The organism is Brevundimonas sp. (assembly GCF_035626975.1).
Taxonomy (GTDB): domain Bacteria; phylum Pseudomonadota; class Alphaproteobacteria; order Caulobacterales; family Caulobacteraceae; genus Brevundimonas.
This window is the reverse complement of the sequence record NZ_DASPMQ010000027.1, coordinates 1-17,520: the sequence shown is the minus strand read 5'-3', so window position 1 is coordinate 17,520 and position 17,520 is coordinate 1. Positions and strand designations below refer to the sequence as shown.

Here is a 17,520-nt window from a genome sequence, read left to right as displayed (position 1 = left end):
CTGCGCGGCATCCCTGAAGGCGATCTCGGCGGCATCCGCTTCAATCAGGACGAGACTCAGATCGCCTTCACGGTGGCGTCGGACACCTCGCCTTCGGACATTTTCGTCGCGGACCTTCGCACCGGCCAGGCGCGGCGGCTGACCCGGGCGCTAAGCCCGCGCATCGACGAGCGCCAGCTGGTCGAAGGCCGGGTGGTCCGCTTCGCCAGCTATGACGGAGTGCAAATCCCCGGCATCCTCTACCGGCCGCGCGAGGCGAGCGCGTCCAACCCGGTGCCGGCGATCGTGCTCGTCCACGGCGGCCCCGGCGGCCAGTGCCGACGCGGCTATTCGGCGATGATCCAGCACCTCGTCAACAACGGCTATGCCGTTTACGCGATCAACAATCGCGGCTCGTCCGGCTACGGCAAGACCTTCTTCCACATGGACGACCGCGCCCACGGCGAGGCCGACCTGCAGGACATCGTCGACGCCGGTCAATGGCTGCGCGGGCAGGACTGGGTGGCCGACGACCAGGTGGCGGTGATGGGCGGATCCTATGGCGGCTTCCTGACCGCCGCGGCCCTGGCCTTCCACCCGGACGCGTTCGAGGCCGGGATCAACATCTTCGGCGTGACCAACTGGGTGCGCACGCTGGACTCGATTCCCGCCTGGTGGGGCGCGCAGCGCGACGCCCTGTTCGACGAGATGGGCGATCCGGCCGTTGACGGCGAGCGCCATCGCCGCATCTCGCCGCTGTTCCACGCCTCGAACATCACCCGCCCCATGCTGGTGGTGCAGGGGGCCAACGACCCGCGGGTGCTGCAGGTCGAGAGCGACGAACTGGTCGCCGCTATCCGCGCCAACGACGTGCCGGTCGAGTATGTGCTGTTCCCCGACGAGGGTCACGGCTTCCAGCGGCGCGACAACCGCATCACGGCGCAGGAGGCGTATCTGACCTTCCTGAACCGGTACGTGCGGAAATAGGGCCGAACGGACCGGGCGGTCAGGCGCCGCCCGGTCCGCGCGTCGGCATCAGCTTGCGGCGCTGGCGCACAAGGGCGATGGGGCGGCCGTCGGGGGCATGGGCGACGCCGTCCTCGACCGCCCAGCCGCCGCCGACGTCGCGGCTGGTGAAGTGGAAATAGGCCCAGCCCCCGGGCGAGGTGTCCGGGGTGATCGCCTCCAGCAGGTCGGCGCGCAGGTCGACACTCGCGGAAATGACCGGCGGGGCCGGCAGGGCGGTCCAGTAGGTCGGATAGACCCCGTCCAGCAGGAAAAGCAGCCGGGCCTCGTCCAGCGGGGCGCCGTCGACGGTGCGCATCCAGCAGCCCAGTTCGGGCGAGGCGCCGGCGTTCTGGCCGAACAGTTTCGGACCGGCCACGAAGCGGTGCTCGATATAGCGGGTGAACCACGGCCCGAAACGCGGATCGAGCGGTGTCGGCTCGATATCGGCGACCGGGCGGGGCGCGGCCATGAGCGGGGTCAGCGCGGGGCCCTCCACCTCGCGGCCGAAGGTGGCGAGGGCCTGCACGGCCGGACGGTCCGGCTGACCGCCGAGCACCGCGGCGTAGGCGACGTTGCGCCCTCCCCGGGTGAGGGTCGGGACGAAGCTGGCGTCCTCGAACCGGGCGGCGGCCAGATACTGGACGGTCAGGGTCTTGAGCGGGGTCTCGAGGCCCAGCCCCTGCCGGGCCGCCCCGGCCGCCAGCGCCGCCATCAGGCCGCCGAAGGGCGCGCCCTTCTCCTGCGGCGCCGACAGGGGCGCATTGGAGAAGTCGCCGGACAGCCGGGCGGTCAGGCCGCCGGCGCCGTCGTTCGTCAGGGTCAGGGCCTCGGCCAGGGTCTGCTGGGTCATGCGTCGGGAGTATCGCGGGCAAAGGACGGGCGGAAGGCCGAAACCTTCCGCCCGAGGCGAGGGATCCGGAAACGCCGCGAGCGGGCTCGCCGCGCGTCCGTAGCTAAACGAGACTGACCTAGTCCGTTCAGATTGGCAACCCTCTTGCCAAAACCCTGACGCGGGGTCACTTTCGGCGCCATGGGACGCACCGCAAACTATTCTCGCCAGAGCTGTTCGATCGCCGCGACGCTGGAGGTCATCGGCGATCCGTGGACGCTGCTGGTCATCCGCGACGCCTTCAACGGGGTCAGCCGGTTCGAGCAGTGGCAGGAGCGTCTGGGCGTCGCCCGCAACGTGCTGGCGGCCCGGTTGAAGTCGCTGGTGCAGCACGGGGTGCTGGAGCCGCACCTGTATTCCGAGCGGCCCCCGCGCAACGAGTACCGGCTGACCGCCAAGGGCAAGGACCTGTACGGGGTGCTGGTCACCCTGCACGGCTGGGGCGCCAAGCACGTCTACAGCGGCGAGGACGCCGGCATCTCGATGACCCACAAGACCTGCGGCCAGGAGCTGACGCCGCGCATCGCCTGCGGCTGCTGCGGCGAACTGGTCAAGCCGCGCGACATCCAGCTGAACCTGTCCGAGAACCGGCCGACGGTCGGCGAGATGATGCCCCGCGCCGACGAAGAGGCCGCCTGAGCCATGGACCCGGTCACCATCGTCGGCAATCCGGTCTCGCCCTATGTCCGCAAGGTGCTGGCGGCCTGCGCCCTGAAGGGCGTCGAGGTGCAGCTGGATCCGATCGTCGGGCTGATGGGCAACGAGGACTTCGGCCGGATCAGCCCGCTGCGGCGGATTCCGGTGTGGGTCGAGGGCGATGTGACGCTGTGCGACTCCAGCGTCATCGTCCAGTACATCGAGGAGACCCGGCCCGGGCCGTCGCTGTGGCCGGCCGATCCGGTCGAGCGGGCGAAGGCGCGCTGGCTCGAGGAGTTCGCCGACACCCGGCTGTTCGACGTGCTGGGCTGGCGGCTGTTCTTCGAGATCGCCCTCAAGCCCCGCTTCTTCGGTGAGGAGATCGACCAGGCCAAGGTCGAGCACGCCCGCGACGTCGAACTGCCCGGTATTCTCGACTATCTCGAAGGCGTCGTGCCGGAGAGCGGCTTCCTGTTCGGCGCGCTGTCGATGGCCGACCTGAGCGTGGCCCCGGCCTTCGTCAACGCCGGCGCGGTGCAGGTCAATGTCGATCCGGCCCGCTGGCCGAAGCTGGCGGCCTGGCTGGAGCGGGTCGAGACGGAGACGCCGCTGGGGCCGCTGAACAAGCTGGCCCGGGCGCTGATGCGCACGCCGGCGCATGCCCATCGCGACCGCCTGCCGGAGTTCGGCTTCGTCCCGGCCTCGCGCAGTTGGGGCGGCGGAGAGGTCCGCCGCGGCCCGATGACCCCCCAGTAGGCTGACGCTTGCGCGCCGCACGCAAAGAGCCCATCCAGCCGTCCGAATTTCCAGAGCGTCCCCCAAGGTTCCGACATGTCCGATCCGATCGTCATCTGCTCCTTCGCCCGCACCCCGATGGGCGGCTTCCAGGGCGCGCTGTCCGGTGTGAAAGCCACCGAACTGGGCGCGACGGCGGTGAAGGCGGCGGTTGAGCGGGCCGGGATCGACCCGGCGAAGGTCGAGCAGATCTACATGGGCTGCGTGCTGCCGGCGGGGCTGGGCCAGGCGCCGGCGCGGCAGGCGGCGATCGGCGCCGGGCTCGGCCGCCACGTCGAGGCGACGACGGTCAACAAGATGTGCGGCTCGGGTCTGCAGGCGGTGATGATGGCCTCGGACTCGCTGATGGCGGGTTCGGCCGATGTGATCGTGGCCGGCGGCATGGAGAGCATGACCGGCGCGCCGTATCTGATGAACAAGCACCGCGGCGGGGCGCGGATCGGCCATGACGTCATCGTCGACTCGATGATGATGGACGGGCTGGAGGACGCCTATTCGCCCGGCAAGCCGATGGGCTCGTTCGCCGAGGACACGGCCGGGACCTATCAGTTCAGCCGCGAGGCCCAGGACGCCTATGCGGTCGAGAGCCTGACCCGGGCGCGTCACGCCATCGCCTCGGGCGCCTTCAGGGCCGAGATCACGCCGGTCGAGGTGACGACCCGCAAGGGCGTCGAGACGGTCAGCGAGGACGAGCAGCCCGGCAAGGCCATGCCGGAGAAGATCCCGACCCTGAAGCCGGCCTTCGCGAAGGACGGCACGATCACGGCCGCGTCCTCGGCCTCGATCTCGGACGGCGCCGCCGCCGTGGTCATGACCCGCGAAAGCGTGGCCAAGGCCCTGGGCCTGCCGATCGTGGCCCGCATCGTCAGCCATTCGGCCCACGCCCATGAGCCGGGCCTGTTCACCACCGCCCCGGTGCCGGCCATGCAGAAGGCGCTGAAGAAGGCCGGCTGGTCGGTCGAGGATGTCGACCTGTGGGAGATCAACGAGGCCTTCGCCGTGGTGCCGATGATCGCCATGCAGGAGTTGGGCATCGATCACGCGAAGCTCAATGTGAACGGCGGCGCGACAGCGCTCGGTCACCCGATCGGCGCCTCGGGCGCGCGGGTGCTGGCGACCCTGCTGGCGGCGCTGCAGGCGCGCGGCGGCACGAAGGGCGTGGCCAGCCTGTGCATCGGCGGCGGCGAGGCCGTGGCCATGGCGGTGGAGCTGGCCTGAGGCAATCGCCCGCGCCTGCTGACGGGATGATTCGCCGGGCCGTCTCCAGCCGGGGCTGTTCAGACGAAAAACATGGTCCGAACAGTCTGAAGAGTCTGAGGGACCGGTTTGGTCCCGCACCCTTGCGGCGGGGCGGACGGGGTTCGATTGTCAAAGACCGGCGGTTCGGCCCCCGGTGACGGGACGGACGCATTTTGCGCTCGCTGGAAAGTGTGTGCAGGAGAAGGGGTCGGGAAAAGCTCAGGGCGTTGATGTCGCCGGAGGTTTTCCACTGAACCCGACTATGAGTTCCCGGATTGTCAGCACAGCGTCATGGCGCCGGCGCTGCCCCCTCCGTCTTCCTTCTCCCCTTGAGGGAGAAGGTGGGCGACGAAGCCGCTCGGATGAGGGGGCTGTGTAAACAACCTGGCCGCCAGCCAGTCCGTGGTGGGCTTACCCCTCATCCGGCCCTCCGGGCCACCTTCTCCCTCAAGGGGAGAAGGACGGGGGATAGCTTGCCGAACCCATCGACGGCGCCCTAGCCTCTCCTGCAGGAGACCTTCCATGACGATGAACCGCAGAACCGCCCTCGGGCTCGCCGCCGCCGCCACGATGACACCGGTGTCGCAAGCCGTCGCCCCGCCGGATCCGACCGAGACCATCCGGCTGTGGCCGGGCGCGGCGCCGGGCGGGGAGCGGGTCAGCGTGACCGCGAAGGTGACCGAGCGCTCGACCGATCCGGCGTTCCATGACCGCTTCGCCCAGTACACCACCGACCCGATCCTGACCGTGCTGAGGCCGACGCGGCCGAACGGGGCGTCGCTGCTGCTGATCCCGGGCGGCGGCTACCGATGGGCGGTGGTCGACAAGGAGGGGATGGACTGCGCGCGGGTGTTCGCGGCGGCCGGGGTGACCTGTTTCGTGCTGCGCTACCGCCTGCCGGGCGACGGCTGGGCGGCGGGGGCGGACGCGCCGCTGCAGGACGCGCAGCGGGCGTTGCGGCTGATCCGGGCGCGGGCGGCCGGGGACGGGCTGGATCCGGCGCGGATCGGGGTGCTGGGCGCCTCGGCCGGCGGGCACCTGGCCGGAATGCTGACGGCCCGGACGGACGCGACCTATGCGCCGGTGGACGAGGCGGACGCGGCGTCGTTCCGGCCGGACCTGTCGATCCTGTTGTATCCGGTGGCGACCATGGCCGATCCCTTCGTCCACGCCGGCTCGCGGCGGGAGCTGCTGGGCGAGGCGCCGACGGCCGAGGCCATCTCCCGCTATTCGCTGGAACAAATGGACTGGAGCGGCTGGCCGCCGGTCTTCCTGGTGCACGCCATCGACGATGGTGCGGTGCCGGTGGAGAACAGCCTGCAGCTGCTGTCGGCCTTGCGGGCGGCCGGCGTTCCGGCCGAGGCGCACCTGTTCCAGGAGGGCGGGCACGGGTTCGCCATCCGGCTGATCGCGGGGCGGCCCGCCGCCGTCTGGCCGCAGCTGGCGCTGGCGTGGGGGGCCCGGCACGGGTGGATTACACAGGTGTAATCTCCGCCGCCTTGCACCCCCGCCCCTGCCCGGTAAGGTCCCCGCGGACTTTATAACATCGGGGCGGACCTTCCATGCGTATCGGACTGTTGCTGGCGTCAGTCGCCGGCGTTTCCCTCATGGCGTCCGCGGCGCTGGCCCAGCAGAGCGTGGGACCGGTCGACCAGAGCAAGGGGGCGTTCGAGGACAAGTTCCGCCAGTTCGAGGGCGAGGACTGGCCGACGCCGACCGACTACCGCAACGCCTCGGGCGCGCCGGGGCACCGCTACTGGCAGCAGCAGGTCGACTACGACATCGACGTGTCGCTGGACGAGGCGCGGCGCACCCTGACCGGCCGCGAGGCGGTGACCTACACCAACAATTCGCCGGACGCGCTGGGCTATCTGTGGCTGCTGCTGGATCAGCAGAACTACCGCCGCGACTCGCTGGCCGAGCGCAGCCGGACCTACGGCGGCGCCGAGACCGTCAGCGTCAACGAGATCAGCCGCATCCGCCGCTTCCAGGACTGGGAGGGCGGGTTCAACGACCTGCGGATCACCGGGCCGGACGGCCAGGCCGTGCCCTTCACCATCGTCGATTCCATGATGCGGATCGAACTGCCCCGGCCCCTGGCGACGGGCCAGAGCTTCGCCTTCACCATCGACTTCACCCTGCCCCTGCCGGAGACCCGGGTGGTCGGTGGACGCAGCGGCTACGAATGCTTCACCAAGGCCCACGAGGACGGAAACTGCCTGTTCCTGGCGGCGCAGTGGTTTCCGAGACTGGCGGTCTATTCGGACTATGAGGGCTGGCATAACGCGCAGTTCCTCGGCTCGGGCGAGTTCACGCTGGAGTTCGGCGACTACGACGTCTCGATCACCGCCCCGACCGATCACGTGGTGGCGGCGACGGGGGTGCTGACCAATCCCGACATCCTGAGCGCCGAACAGCGCGCGCGGCTGGACCGGGCGCGGACGGCCGACGAACCGGTCTATGTGGTGACGCCGCAGGAGGCCGCCGCCGCCGAGGCGCGGCCGGCCCGCTCGGGAACGCGGACCTGGAACTTCAGCGCCGACAATGTGCGCGACTTCGGCTGGGCCTCGAGCCGGAAATTCATCTGGGACGCCATGGGCGTCGAGCAGGAGAGCGCCGAGCATCCTGTGGTCATGGCCATGTCCTTCTATCCGAAGGAGGCCCGGCCGCTGTGGGACGCCTATTCGACGAAGGCGATCGCCCACACCCTGGACGTCTACAACCAGTTCGCCTTCACCTACCCCTATCCCACGGCGCAGTCGGTCAACGGGCCGGTCGGCGGGATGGAATATCCGATGATCACCTTCAACGGGCCCCGACCCGTGCGGGCGGACGACGGGAGCCTGACCTATACCGAACGGGCCAAGAACGGGCTGATCGGGGTGGTCATCCACGAGGTCGGGCACACCTATTTCCCGATGATCGTCAACTCGGACGAACGGCAGTGGACCTGGATGGACGAGGGGCTGAACAGCTTCCTCGAATTCCAGGCCGAGAAGCTGTGGGACGCCGACTTCCCCGCCGGCGGCGAGCCGAGGGACATCGTCGAATACATGGTCAGCCAGGACCAGGTGCCGGTGATGACACAGTCGGACAGCCTGCTGCAGTTCGGCAACAACGCCTACAACAAGCCGGCCACGGCGCTGGTCATCCTGCGCGAGACGGTGCTGGGACGTGAGCTGTTCGACCGGGCGTTCCGCGAGTATTCGCAGCGCTGGGCCTTCAAGCGGCCGACCCCCTACGACTTCTTCCGCACCATGGAGGAGAGCTCGGGCGTCGACCTGGACTGGTTCTGGCGGGGCTGGTTCTATTCGACGGACCACGTCGACATCTCGCTGGAAGGCGTGACGGCGGCGCGGCTGGAGAGCGCCGATCCGGAGGTGCGCGCCCGCGCCGCCCGCGAGCGGTTCGAGGCCGAGCCGGAGCCGCTGACGGTCACCCGCAACGAGGGCCTCGAGACGGTGGTCGAGCGCGACCCGGCGACGCGGGACTTCTACAACGAGACCGACCGGTTCACGGTGACGGCCCAGCAGCGCCGCGACGCCGAGAGCGCCGCCCGCAAGGCCGACGAGGAGCGCCGCGCGGCCCAGGGCTTCGACGACAACATCTACCGCTTCACGTTCAAAAACGTGGGCGGGCTGGTGATGCCGGTGATCCTGAAGCTGACCTACAGCGACGGCTCGGAGGAGACGATCCGCATCCCGGCCGAGGTGTGGCGGCGCAACAGCCAGCAGGTGGTGTGGCAGCACGTGTCGTCGAAGACGCTGACGGGGGCCGAGATCGATCCGCTGTGGGAGACCGCAGACGCCAACCGCGGCAACAACCACTATCCGCGCCGGATCGACGAGCGCTCGCTGCGTCTGGCGCCGGCCCCGCCGCCGGGCGAGAACCGCATGCGCGAGTCCGACGTCGAGGTCAGCCCCGACTCGACCGCCGCGCGCGTGCGTCGACAGTAGGATCCGGGACCATGTTCAGGCGTACGCTGCTGACCGCCCTCCTGATCGCCGGCCTGGCCTCGCCCGCGCTGGCCCACCGCGGCCACGGCGGGCTGACGGTGGTCGAGATCGACCCGGCCTCCGGCGCGGTCCACGTGACGCACCGGTTCGCGGCGCACGACGTCGAGCCGGCCCTGCCGAGCATCGCGCCCGAGGCCCAGCCGAGCCTCGACGATCCGCGCGCCGTGGCCGATCTCGAGACGCATCTGGGGGCCCGATTCCGCATGGCGATCGACGGGGCGGCGGTCCCCGTCGGCCATGCCGGCACGGCGCTGGCCGGCGACCATGTCCGAGTCGAGTTCGGCGGCGAGACGGCCGACGGGGACGTGGAGGCGGTGACCATCGATCTCGACTTCTTCCCCGGCGTCCACGACGACCAGGAGCAGCAGGTCAATGTGCGCGTCGGCGGGGTGACGCGGACGATGGTGTTCCGGCCGGGCTCGGAAGCGCAGACGGTGACGTTCTAGTCCTCGTCCGCCGCGGCGAGGTCGGCGGGGTCGAAGTCGTAGTCGAGCAGGTCCTTCGGGCGGCACTCCAGCGCGGCGCAGAGTTTGGCCAGGGTGCGGAAGCGGATGCCCTTGACCTTGCCCGAGCGGAACAGCGACAGCTGGGTCTCGCTGAGGCCGACCTCCGCGGCGAGGTCGCGGGCCTTGAGGCCCTTTCTGACGATCAGCTGGTCGAGGGTGACGCGGATCGGCATCAGATCATCTCGTCCAGCTCGGCCTGGACCTTGCCGGCCTGGTCGACCACGCCGCCGAGCAGGAACAACGCCTCGCCGATCATGCCGAGGGTCATGCCGGGCACGTCGAAATAGGCCCAGCCGCCGCGGCCACTCTCGACCAGGCGAACGAGGTTGGTGACGCCGAAGACACTGAGCAGGCCGCCGAAGCCGAGCGCGAGACCGACGCGGCGCAGGGCATGCACGAGGGTGGGCTGGATCAGGCGGCCCCTGGAGAGCTGGCCCATGGCCGCGCCGATCGACCAGACCGCGAACAGATAGAAGGCGGTCGGCAGGGCCCAGACGAACTGGGCCAGCCAGCTCGTCGGGGTTCCGGTGTAGTCGCCCCGCGCCATCAGGATGCCGGGCGCGAGCACATGGATCAGCGCCAGCAGGGCGCCGACGCTGACCACCATGAAGACGGCGAGCCAGCGGAACTGGGCGCAGCGGCGGCGGAAGCGGTCGGTGGCGGCTTGGCTCACGAGTGAATCTCCGGGTCGGGAAAGCTGTCTGATCTTTAATCTTGACTTAAAGACGGGACGTTTGCAACTTTATGTCTTACTTAAACGAACGAGAGCGCCGCCGATGCCCGCCGCCATCGAGACCCGCGACCTGACGCGTCGCTTCAAACGTCAGCTGGCCGTCGACGCCGTGTCGATGACGGTGCCGGACCAGGCGGTCTATGGCTTCCTGGGCCGTAACGGAGCGGGCAAGACCACGACCCTGAAGATGCTGCTTGGGCTGATACGGCCGAGCGGCGGGTCGGCGCTGGTTGGCGGGGTCGATGTGGCTCGCGACCGGATCGGCGCGGCGCGCGAGGTCGGCGCCCTGCTGGAGGCGCACGGCTTCTACGGCAATCTGTCGGGGCGCGAAAACCTGGACCTGACGCGCAGCCTGCTGGGCCTGCCCAAGAGCGAGATCGACCGGGTGCTGGAGGTGGTCGAGATGCGCGAGCACGCACGGCGCAGGGTCTCGGACTATTCGCTGGGCATGCGCCAGCGGCTGGGGCTGGCGCGGGCCATGCTGGGCGCGCCGCCGGTGCTGGTGCTGGACGAGCCGACCAACGGGCTGGATCCCGACGGCATCGCCGACATGCGCCGCTTCCTGCGCGCCCTGCCCGAACGGACGGGGGCGACGGTGCTGCTGTCCAGCCACCTGCTGGGCGAGATCGAACAGACCGCGACCCACATCGGCATCCTCAGCCAGGGCAAGCTGGTGCTGGAGGGGGAGCTGAGGCGGCTGAAGGCCGACCTGGCGCCGGAGATCGCCCTGCAGACCGATGACGCGACGCGGGCCACGGCGCTGGCCAGGGCGCGGGGCTTCGATGTGCTGGCCATGGACAACGGGCTCGTCGCAAGACTGAAGCCAGGCGAGGACGCCCGCACCGCCTCGGCCTCGCTGAACCGGGCCCTGATCGAGGCCGACATCGCCGTCTTCGCCATCGGGGCGCGGTCGCGCTCGCTGGAGGGCATCTATCGCGAAGTCTCGCCGCCCTCTCCCGTCACCCCTGCCAAGCCGCAGCCGGAGTTCGCCTGATGACCGCCTCTCCCCCAAAGACGCCCCTGCTCGCGCCGCTGTTCGTCGAGGCGCGCAAGCTGAACCGCTCGCTGGCGGTCGTGCTGGCCGTCGCGGCGCCGGCGCTGATCGCCATCTTCGCCTTCTTCATGGTGCTGCGCGGCAGGGAGGCGATGCCATGGGAGATGTGGATGATGAACGCGGCCGGCATATGGGCCTTCTTCATGCTGCCGATGAGCGTCACGGCCCTGACGGCGCTGGTGGCGCACATGGAGCACGGACCGAAGTCCTGGGACCACCTGCGCGCCCTGCCCCTGCCCCGCTGGCGGATCTATGCGGCCAAAGCGGTCTGCGTACTGGCCCTCGTGGCGCTGATGAGCGCGGCGGTGCTGTTCATGAGCTGGGGCGCGGTGACGCTGGCGGCGGCGATCAAGCCGCAGCTGGAGCCGACGGGCGTGTTCGAGCTGGCGCGACATGCCGGCCTGTTCGGCAAGATTTTTCTGGCCGCCCTGCTGATGATCGCCATCCAGCTGTGGGTCGCCCTGCGCTACGCCAGCTTCGTGCCGGCGCTGGCAGTGGGCATCGGGGGGACCTTCTTCTCGGTGGTCGCGACATCAGCGAAACAGGGCGTCTTCTTCCCGTGGCAGATGCCGGTCAACATGCTGGCCACCGAGGCGTGGCGGTATCAGACGGCGCTCGGCCTGGGACTTGGGCTGGGCGCGGTGGTCATGGCCGCCGCCCTCGTCCACCTGAGCCGGCGCGAGGTGCTGTGAGCCGGTCCGGCTCTCGCGCAGCAGCCCGGCGAGGGAGGCGTCTCCGGCCATCAGCACGATCATCCCCGACTCCTTTAGTTGAGAATCGTTCGCAGATTGCGTGGGGAGAATGGGCATGGCAAGGCCGAATGTCGGTGGCGACCTGACAGGAGCATCACCCATGCGTGAAGACGGCAAGCTGGACTATCTCGAACTGCCGGGCGGCGAACTGCCCGCCACCAAGGCCTTCTACAGCCAGGCCTTCGGCTGGAAATTCGTGGACTACGGGCCGGAGTACGCGGCTTTCGACGAGGGACTGGACGGCGGTTTCGACGCCCAGGCGGGTGGCGTGCGCACGCCCCTGCCCGTGCTGTTCGCCCACGATCTGGAAGCCATGGCGGCGAAGGTCGAGGCGGCGGGCGGGACCCTCGTCAAGCCGATCTTCGCCTTCCCCGGCGGGCGGCGGTTCCATTTCCGCGACCCGGCGGGCAACGAGCTGGCGGTGTGGTCGGAGACCTGATCCCGCGCGGCAAGAGCTGCGGCGACTGCGGCCTGTGCTGCAAGCTGATGGGGGTGACGGCGCTGGAAAAGCCCGCGGGCAAATGGTGCCGTCACTTCAGCAGGGCCGGCGGCTGCGCCGTCTATGAGACGCGGCCCGGGGACTGCCGGGTGTTCAACTGCCTTTGGCTGCTGACGGAGGCGCTGGACGAGCGCTGGAAGCCGACCACGGCCGGCTTCGTGCTGCACAGCGAAAAGGGCGGAGCGCGGCTGATCGTCGAGTCCGATCCGGCCCGGCCGCACGACTGGCGGCGCGAACCCTACCAGTCGACGCTGCGGCGCTGGGCGGCGGCGCCGGAAATGGAGGTGCTGGTGTTCGCGGGCCGGCGCGGCGTGCGGCTCGGCGCCGTGGACGCGGACGTGCGGCGGACGGTTGCCGGAGCCGGGTGAACCTGAGGCTCAGGTCTTCCGTACGGGCTGACGGATCACGGTCCTGAGCTTCTCCGCCGGGGTCTTTCGGGGATCGCTGAGATAGACCTCGTGGTGCCGCCCCGCGAAGCCGTACCCGCCCTCGGGCATGATCTCATTGTGCAGTCTGGCGAGCAGCGGTCCTTCGTCATCGTAGCGCCCCACGTGCAACGCCTGAAGGCATAGCCCCTCGTCCAGGGTCTCGAGGCGGAGGGTGGCGGAAAGCTGGCCCAGCTTGCGCTGACTCCGGGCTCTGGCCTCCTGGAAAGTCGCCTCGTCAACGTAGTCGGGGACCATGATCATCATCGTCCAGGCCCACTCGTCCTTCCGCCTCGCGGTGAAGCTTTCGGGATCCGGGGCCGACCACAGCCCCTCAAGCGGCGACACCACAAAGTCGCGCCCCCCGGCCTTGCACATGAACTTGATGGCGTAGGCCGTCGAATACAGGCTCTCGACGGCGAGTTTGTATTCCGGAACGGCGTTCGGATCGCCATGCCCGTCCGCCATGAGGCAGACGACCGGGGGCGCCTCGATCAGCACGAATCGATCGAGCGGAGCGCTGAACAGCGCCTTCCTGGCCTTCTTCAGGTCGAGCTTTTCCATCTGCGCTCCTTGCGCCGTCCTATCCGGTCGACTCCAACCCGGCGACTTCTCGTCGTCGGATCAGCAGGAGAATGGGCCAACCCCAACCGCGCCCCCTCCCCCGGAACTCAGTCCCGGGCCGCCGCGACCGCAGGAACCTTGACGAACGGAACCTCCAGGCTGGTGCGCGTCGCCGCGCGCCACACCCATTCGAGCGGACCATAGTGGAAATGGCGAAACCAGACGTGGGCGACGATGGTCTGGATGGCGAAGGCCGCGATCCCGATGGTCAGCGACCGGGCGGCGTCGAGATCGTCGTACAAGCCGAGGCCAAAGCCGTAGTAGATCGGTACGAACACAATCGATTGGCCGACATACAGCGTCAGGGTCATCCGGCCCGGCGCGGCGAACACCCGCAGCAGGGGTCGGGCGGCGGTTTCATACAGCTCGACGAACAGCAGCAACTGCACGGTGGCGATCGCGAGGCCGGTCCAGTTGTCGAGCAGGGACCGAAGGTTCTGACGCACGGGGCCGTCGGCCACCGCCGCGTCGAGCAGGCCATAGGCCTGGAAATAGAGGATCGGCGCGACCACCAGCGAGACCAGGAGCAACAGCCGTCGCGCTTTCCTGAACCGCCCGGGCTCGGCGAAGAAGCCGATGCGGCCGAGAACGAGGCCGACCATGAACAGCCCGAGCATCTGCACGACGCGCCCGGCCTCGATGAAGTACGACCATTTGGCGACGAAGCCTTCGGTCGCGCCGGCGCGCACCGCCTCCAGAAGCGCCCCGTTGGCGAGCACCAGCAGGCTCTGGTCTGCGAAGTAGAGCGGGGGCGTCAGGCCCCAGCTGAATCCTTGGGAGGCCGCCCAGGCGCGCAGGAGGAGCGGAAGCTGGAGGAAGCAGACGCCGGCCAATACTAGAAGGGTGCGGTTGCTCCTGATCCGGTCGAGAAGCAGCATCGCGAAGCCGAGCACGGCGATCACCTGCAGGATGTCTCCGCGGTAGACGAGGCCGTGCAGCAGTCCGATCCCGAGCAGGATCGTCAACCGCCAGGCAAAGCGCCCGCGGTAATCCTGCCCCCTGCGGGCGGCGCCCTGCATGATCAGGAAGAAGCTGACGCCGAAGCACAGCGACATCAGGGCGTAGGATTTTCCGGAGAACAGACCGGCCGACCAGGTGAAGACGGCGCCGTAGTCGTTCTTCAACCAGAACAGCTCGTACAGCTCGACCGAGTGGAACAGGAAAAGTCCCATCAGCGCAAAGCCGCGAAGCGAATCCAGCAGATCAAGACGCGCCGCGGCGGTCGCGGTTACATCCGCTTCCTTCAAGTTCCCCTCCTGTTGCCGGAAGCCGAAAAAATCATTCGGGCAGGCGGTTTCGAACGAGCGCAGACGCCACGGGTCGCGGATGTTTTTCGGCGAGTTCAGCGAGGGCTCCGAAGGCGTCCATACGGCCAAGCTATCCCGAGCGCCAGTGCCCTGAAGGGCGACTGCTAGCAACAGCGCCGCAAAAAATGTTAGCGCTACCGGCAGGGAGAGACACATGAGCCTGTTCGACATCACGCGACGATTCGCCCTTGCGGGCGCGGCCGGTTTGACGCTGCTGCCGACGGCGGCGAACGCGGGGCAAACGGGGAAGGCCGTCCGTCGGCTGTGGTACCGCCAGCCCGCGGCGATCTGGGACGAGGCCCTGCCGATCGGCAACGGCCGCATGGGCGCCATGGTGTTCGGGGGCGTAGCCCAGGAACGGCTGCAGCTGAACGAGGACACCCTGTGGGCCGGCGGCCCCTACACGCCCGACAATCCCGAGGCGCTCGCCGCCCTGCCCGAGGTCCGGCGCCTGCTGAATGAGGGCCGGTTCACCGAGGCCACGGAACTGGCCAGCGCGAAGGTGATGGCCCGCCCGCTGCGGCAGATGTCGTACGGCACGTTCGGCGATGTACTGGTGACCTTTCCCGGCGCGGTCGTTCCGACCCGCTACGAGCGCGAACTGACCCTGGAGGACGCGATCTGCGCGAGCGGGTTCAGCGCGGGGGGACGCGAAATCCGGCGGGAAGCCTTCGCCTCGGCCCCGGACCAGGTCGTGGTCCTGCGGCTGGAAGCCGAAGGCGGCGGGCTGGACTGCGATTTCGCCTGGCGCGCCCCCCGGTGGGTCCAGCACACCAGCCCCGCCTATCAGGGCCCGGCGACGCCGCCCATCGGGTCCCGCGAGATCGACTGGCTGGCCGTCGAGGACGCCGGCGACCTTCCGGAGGGCTTCCGGATCGCCGCCGACGGTCCGTCGGCCTGGCTGATCACCGGCGTCAACGTCGGCGGAGAGAACACGCCGGCGGCCCTGACCTTCGCGCTCCGGGTCGAGGTTCTGTCCGATGGGGCGGTCGAGGCGACCGACGCCGCCCTGAGGCTGCGCGGCGCGCGGTCCGCCACCGTGCTGATCAGCATGGCCACGAGCTACCGCCGCTTCGACGACGTCTCCGGCGATCCGGTCGCCCTGGTCCGCGCCACCGGCCGCGCCGCCGCGGGCAGGCCGTACGCCGAGCTTCGCCGCCGTCACGTCGCCGACTATCGGGCCCTGTTCGAACCGGTGTCGCTGGACCTCGGCGGCTCGGCCGCCGCCGCCCGGCCGACCGACCAGCGCATCGCCGCGTCCGGGACCGGCGGGGACCCGGCGCTGGCCGCCCTCTATTTCGACTTCGCCCGCTATCTGCTGATCTCGTCCTCCCGGCCCGGCTCCCAGCCGGCCAACCTGCAGGGCATCTGGAACGAGGGCGTCGGCCCGCCGTGGGGCAGCAAATACACCATCAACATCAACACCGAGATGAACTACTGGCCCGCAGATCCGGCCGGACTGGGGGTCTGCGTCGAGCCGTTGCTGAGGATGGTCGAGGAGCTGTCGATCACCGGCGCGCGCACCGCCCGGACCATGTACGGCGCCCGCGGCTGGGTCACGCATCACAATACCGACCTGTGGCGCGCGGCCGCCCCGATCGACGGCCCGATGTGGGGCCTGTGGCCGTGCGGCGGCGCCTGGCTGTGCAACACCCTGTGGGACCACTGGGATTACGGGCGCGACCCGGCGGTGCTGGAGCGGCTGTATCCGCTGATGAAGGGCGCCAGCCTGTTCTTCCTCGATACGCTGGTCGAGGATCCGGGCGGGCGCGGTCTGGTCACCTCGCCGTCGCTTTCACCCGAGAACCATCATCCGTTCGGATCGTCGCTGTGCGTCGGCCCGGCCATGGACCGCCAGATCGTCCGGGATCTGTTCGAGCGCACCGGCCAGGCCGCCGCCATCCTCGGCCGCGACGCGGACTTCGCCGCCAGCCTCGACGCCGCCAGCGCCCGCATCGCGCCGGACCGGATCGGCAAGAGCGGCCAGTTGCAGGAGTGGCTGGAGGACTGGGACGACGCCGCGCCCGATCAGAACCATCGCCACGTCTCGCACCTGTACGGCGTCTATCCGGGCAGCCAGATCAACGTACGCGACACGCCCGACCTGATTCAGGCGGCCAGGGTCAGTCTGGACAAACGCGGCGACTACGCCACCGGCTGGGGCACGGCCTGGCGCCTGTGCCTGTGGGCGCGGATGGGCGACGGCGAGCGCGCCCATGCCGTGCTGAAAGGGCTGACCGGTCCGCAACGCACCTATCCGAACATGTTCGACGCCCATCCGCCGTTCCAGATCGACGGCAATTTCGGCGGCGCGGCGGGCATCATGGAGATGCTGGTCCAGTCCTGGGGCGGCGAGGTTCACCTGCTCCCGGCGCTTCCCCGCGCCTGGCCGACCGGCGCGCTGAAGGGCGTGCGCGTGCGCGGCGGGGTCGCCGTGGACATGGACTGGGAGGACGGCCGCCTCGCCCGCCTCTTGCTGAAGGGACCGCCCGAAACCGGGGTGAGGCTGCGTTACGGCGCCGTCGTCCGCACCGTCACGCTCGACCACCGCGGCGCGGCGCCCGTCATCGGCCCGGATCTGTTCGGACGCTGAAGGGCGTCCCTCAGGGCGCGATCTGACGCACGTCCACCGACTGGGCGATGCGTTCCGCCAGGGCGCGGTCGGGGCCCTCGAGGCTCATGGTCCAGACGTGGATTTCGCGCGGAGTGGCGTCGGGCCGCTGGAACAGGTGTTCGCGGGCGTGGCGGACGCCGTCCTCGGTCGAGACCACGGAGGCGCGTCCGGCCGCCTCGCGCACCTCGCCGCTGTAGATCGGAAACTGCGAGGCGGGGCCGGCGTAGATCATGGCGAACGAACGGTCGCCCCGCCGGATCGTATAGATGCGGAAGTCCGGACCGGGTCGGCCGGTGACGATCTCGAAGCCGGCCGGCAGGTCGACCGTGAACGGCAGCGCGGCGCGGGCGGCGGCGTCGAGCGTGGTGACGGCCGGGGCGGGCGGAGGCTCGGGGGTCGGCGCGGGCGCCGCGGGCGTCGGGGCGGCCGGGCGCGAGGGCGGCG

At 69.7% G+C, this 17,520-nt stretch carries 18 protein-coding genes; 12 read left to right on the top strand and 6 right to left on the bottom strand.

Annotation, left to right across the window (positions count from 1 at the left end):
• A partial coding sequence (locus tag VEB62_RS07235) for an alpha/beta hydrolase family protein (protein WP_324797395.1) occupies positions 1 to 966 on the top strand: 966 nt, incomplete at its 5' end.
• 19 nt (positions 967 to 985) lie between these two features.
• On the opposite strand, the gene VEB62_RS07230 is transcribed toward VEB62_RS07235, so the two are convergent.
• On the bottom strand, positions 986 to 1,837 hold the full coding sequence (locus VEB62_RS07230) for an acyl-CoA thioesterase (protein ID WP_324797392.1): 852 nt from the start codon (positions 1,835 to 1,837) through the stop codon (positions 986 to 988).
• 180 nt (positions 1,838 to 2,017) lie between these two features.
• Here VEB62_RS07230 and VEB62_RS07225 point away from each other — a divergent pair, with 180 nt between their 5' ends.
• From VEB62_RS07225 to VEB62_RS07200, 6 genes are all read left to right on the top strand, one after another.
• Complete coding sequence (locus tag VEB62_RS07225) at positions 2,018 to 2,515, top strand: winged helix-turn-helix transcriptional regulator (RefSeq protein ID WP_324797389.1); 498 nt, start codon at positions 2,018 to 2,020, stop codon at positions 2,513 to 2,515.
• 3 nt (positions 2,516 to 2,518) lie between these two features.
• Entirely contained in the window at positions 2,519 to 3,268 is a 750-nt protein-coding gene (locus VEB62_RS07220) for a glutathione S-transferase family protein (protein ID WP_324797386.1), read from the top strand.
• 75 nt (positions 3,269 to 3,343) lie between these two features.
• Positions 3,344 to 4,525, top strand: coding sequence for a thiolase family protein (locus VEB62_RS07215; protein ID WP_324797383.1), 1,182 nt, complete (start codon positions 3,344 to 3,346; stop codon positions 4,523 to 4,525).
• 549 nt (positions 4,526 to 5,074) lie between these two features.
• Complete coding sequence (locus tag VEB62_RS07210; RefSeq protein ID WP_324797381.1) at positions 5,075 to 6,034, top strand: alpha/beta hydrolase; 960 nt, start codon at positions 5,075 to 5,077, stop codon at positions 6,032 to 6,034.
• A 74-nt stretch (positions 6,035 to 6,108) separates the two neighbouring features.
• Complete coding sequence (locus VEB62_RS07205) at positions 6,109 to 8,502, top strand: M1 family metallopeptidase (RefSeq protein WP_324797378.1); 2,394 nt, start codon at positions 6,109 to 6,111, stop codon at positions 8,500 to 8,502.
• Between the two features lie 11 nt (positions 8,503 to 8,513).
• A complete protein-coding gene (locus VEB62_RS07200; protein ID WP_324797375.1) occupies positions 8,514 to 9,008 on the top strand; it encodes a DUF6702 family protein in 495 nt (164 codons plus the stop codon).
• Here VEB62_RS07200 and VEB62_RS07195 read toward each other — a convergent pair.
• On the bottom strand, positions 9,005 to 9,241 hold the full coding sequence (locus VEB62_RS07195; RefSeq protein WP_324797373.1) for a helix-turn-helix domain-containing protein: 237 nt from the start codon (positions 9,239 to 9,241) through the stop codon (positions 9,005 to 9,007). The two genes, VEB62_RS07200 and VEB62_RS07195, sit on opposite strands and share 4 nt — an antisense overlap.
• Positions 9,241 to 9,741, bottom strand: coding sequence for a DUF2975 domain-containing protein (locus VEB62_RS07190; protein WP_324797370.1), 501 nt, complete (start codon positions 9,739 to 9,741; stop codon positions 9,241 to 9,243). Before VEB62_RS07190 ends, VEB62_RS07195 begins: the two co-directional genes overlap by 1 nt.
• Before the next feature lie 103 nt (positions 9,742 to 9,844).
• Here VEB62_RS07190 and VEB62_RS07185 point away from each other — a divergent pair, with 103 nt between their 5' ends.
• The 4 genes from VEB62_RS07185 (at position 9,845) to VEB62_RS07170 (ending at position 12,474) form a co-directional block, all read left to right on the top strand.
• The gene (locus tag VEB62_RS07185) at positions 9,845 to 10,795 is read left to right on the top strand and encodes an ABC transporter ATP-binding protein (protein WP_324797367.1); all 951 of its coding nucleotides are present in this window, start codon (positions 9,845 to 9,847) and stop codon (positions 10,793 to 10,795) included.
• Positions 10,796 to 10,821: 26 nt separating this feature from the next.
• Positions 10,822 to 11,547 (top strand): ABC transporter permease, encoded by a 726-nt coding sequence (locus VEB62_RS07180; protein WP_324797400.1) that lies wholly within the window; start codon positions 10,822 to 10,824, stop codon positions 11,545 to 11,547.
• A gap of 160 nt (positions 11,548 to 11,707) precedes the next feature.
• Positions 11,708 to 12,046: a VOC family protein gene (locus VEB62_RS07175; protein WP_324797364.1), complete on the top strand. Its 339-nt coding sequence runs from the start codon at positions 11,708 to 11,710 to the stop codon at positions 12,044 to 12,046.
• Positions 12,031 to 12,474 carry a YkgJ family cysteine cluster protein gene (locus tag VEB62_RS07170; protein ID WP_324797361.1) on the top strand — a complete coding sequence of 148 codons (444 nt, stop codon included), beginning with the start codon at positions 12,031 to 12,033 and terminating at the stop codon, positions 12,472 to 12,474. Before VEB62_RS07175 ends, VEB62_RS07170 begins: the two co-directional genes overlap by 16 nt.
• A 9-nt stretch (positions 12,475 to 12,483) precedes the next feature.
• Here the strand turns inward: VEB62_RS07170 and VEB62_RS07165 are convergent, their stop codons facing one another.
• Both VEB62_RS07165 and VEB62_RS07160 read right to left on the bottom strand, forming a co-directional pair.
• Entirely contained in the window at positions 12,484 to 13,095 is a 612-nt protein-coding gene (locus tag VEB62_RS07165; protein WP_324797360.1) for a GyrI-like domain-containing protein, read from the bottom strand.
• 107 nt (positions 13,096 to 13,202) lie between these two features.
• On the bottom strand, positions 13,203 to 14,633 hold the full coding sequence (locus VEB62_RS07160; RefSeq protein ID WP_324797398.1) for a DUF418 domain-containing protein: 1,431 nt from the start codon (positions 14,631 to 14,633) through the stop codon (positions 13,203 to 13,205).
• On the opposite strand from VEB62_RS07160, the gene VEB62_RS07155 reads away from it, so the two are divergent.
• Entirely contained in the window at positions 14,617 to 17,055 is a 2,439-nt protein-coding gene (locus VEB62_RS07155) for a glycoside hydrolase family 95 protein (protein WP_324797357.1), read from the top strand. The genes VEB62_RS07160 and VEB62_RS07155 overlap by 17 nt on opposite strands.
• 10 nt (positions 17,056 to 17,065) lie before the next feature.
• On the opposite strand, the gene VEB62_RS07150 is transcribed toward VEB62_RS07155, so the two are convergent.
• A partial coding sequence (locus tag VEB62_RS07150) for a hypothetical protein (protein WP_324797354.1) occupies positions 17,066 to 17,520 on the bottom strand: 455 nt, incomplete at its 5' end.

Excerpts from the sequence above, each read along its gene's own strand:
- VEB62_RS07230 (WP_324797392.1), bottom strand. The coding sequence starts at position 1,837 with ATGACCCAGCAGACCCTGGCCGAGGCCCTGACCCTGACGAACGACGGC.
- VEB62_RS07225 (WP_324797389.1), top strand. The coding sequence starts at position 2,018 with ATGGGACGCACCGCAAACTATTCTCGCCAGAGCTGTTCGATCGCCGCG.
- VEB62_RS07220 (WP_324797386.1), top strand. The coding sequence starts at position 2,519 with ATGGACCCGGTCACCATCGTCGGCAATCCGGTCTCGCCCTATGTCCGC.
- VEB62_RS07215 (WP_324797383.1), top strand. The coding sequence starts at position 3,344 with ATGTCCGATCCGATCGTCATCTGCTCCTTCGCCCGCACCCCGATGGGC.
- VEB62_RS07210 (WP_324797381.1), top strand. The coding sequence starts at position 5,075 with ATGAACCGCAGAACCGCCCTCGGGCTCGCCGCCGCCGCCACGATGACA.
- VEB62_RS07205 (WP_324797378.1), top strand. The coding sequence starts at position 6,109 with ATGCGTATCGGACTGTTGCTGGCGTCAGTCGCCGGCGTTTCCCTCATG.
- VEB62_RS07200 (WP_324797375.1), top strand. The coding sequence starts at position 8,514 with ATGTTCAGGCGTACGCTGCTGACCGCCCTCCTGATCGCCGGCCTGGCC.
- VEB62_RS07195 (WP_324797373.1), bottom strand. The coding sequence starts at position 9,241 with ATGCCGATCCGCGTCACCCTCGACCAGCTGATCGTCAGAAAGGGCCTC.
- VEB62_RS07185 (WP_324797367.1), top strand. The coding sequence starts at position 9,845 with ATGCCCGCCGCCATCGAGACCCGCGACCTGACGCGTCGCTTCAAACGT.
- VEB62_RS07175 (WP_324797364.1), top strand. The coding sequence starts at position 11,708 with ATGCGTGAAGACGGCAAGCTGGACTATCTCGAACTGCCGGGCGGCGAA.
- VEB62_RS07165 (WP_324797360.1), bottom strand. The coding sequence starts at position 13,095 with ATGGAAAAGCTCGACCTGAAGAAGGCCAGGAAGGCGCTGTTCAGCGCT.
- VEB62_RS07155 (WP_324797357.1), top strand. The coding sequence starts at position 14,617 with ATGAGCCTGTTCGACATCACGCGACGATTCGCCCTTGCGGGCGCGGCC.
- VEB62_RS07160 (WP_324797398.1), bottom strand. The coding sequence starts at position 14,633 with ATGTCGAACAGGCTCATGTGTCTCTCCCTGCCGGTAGCGCTAACATTT.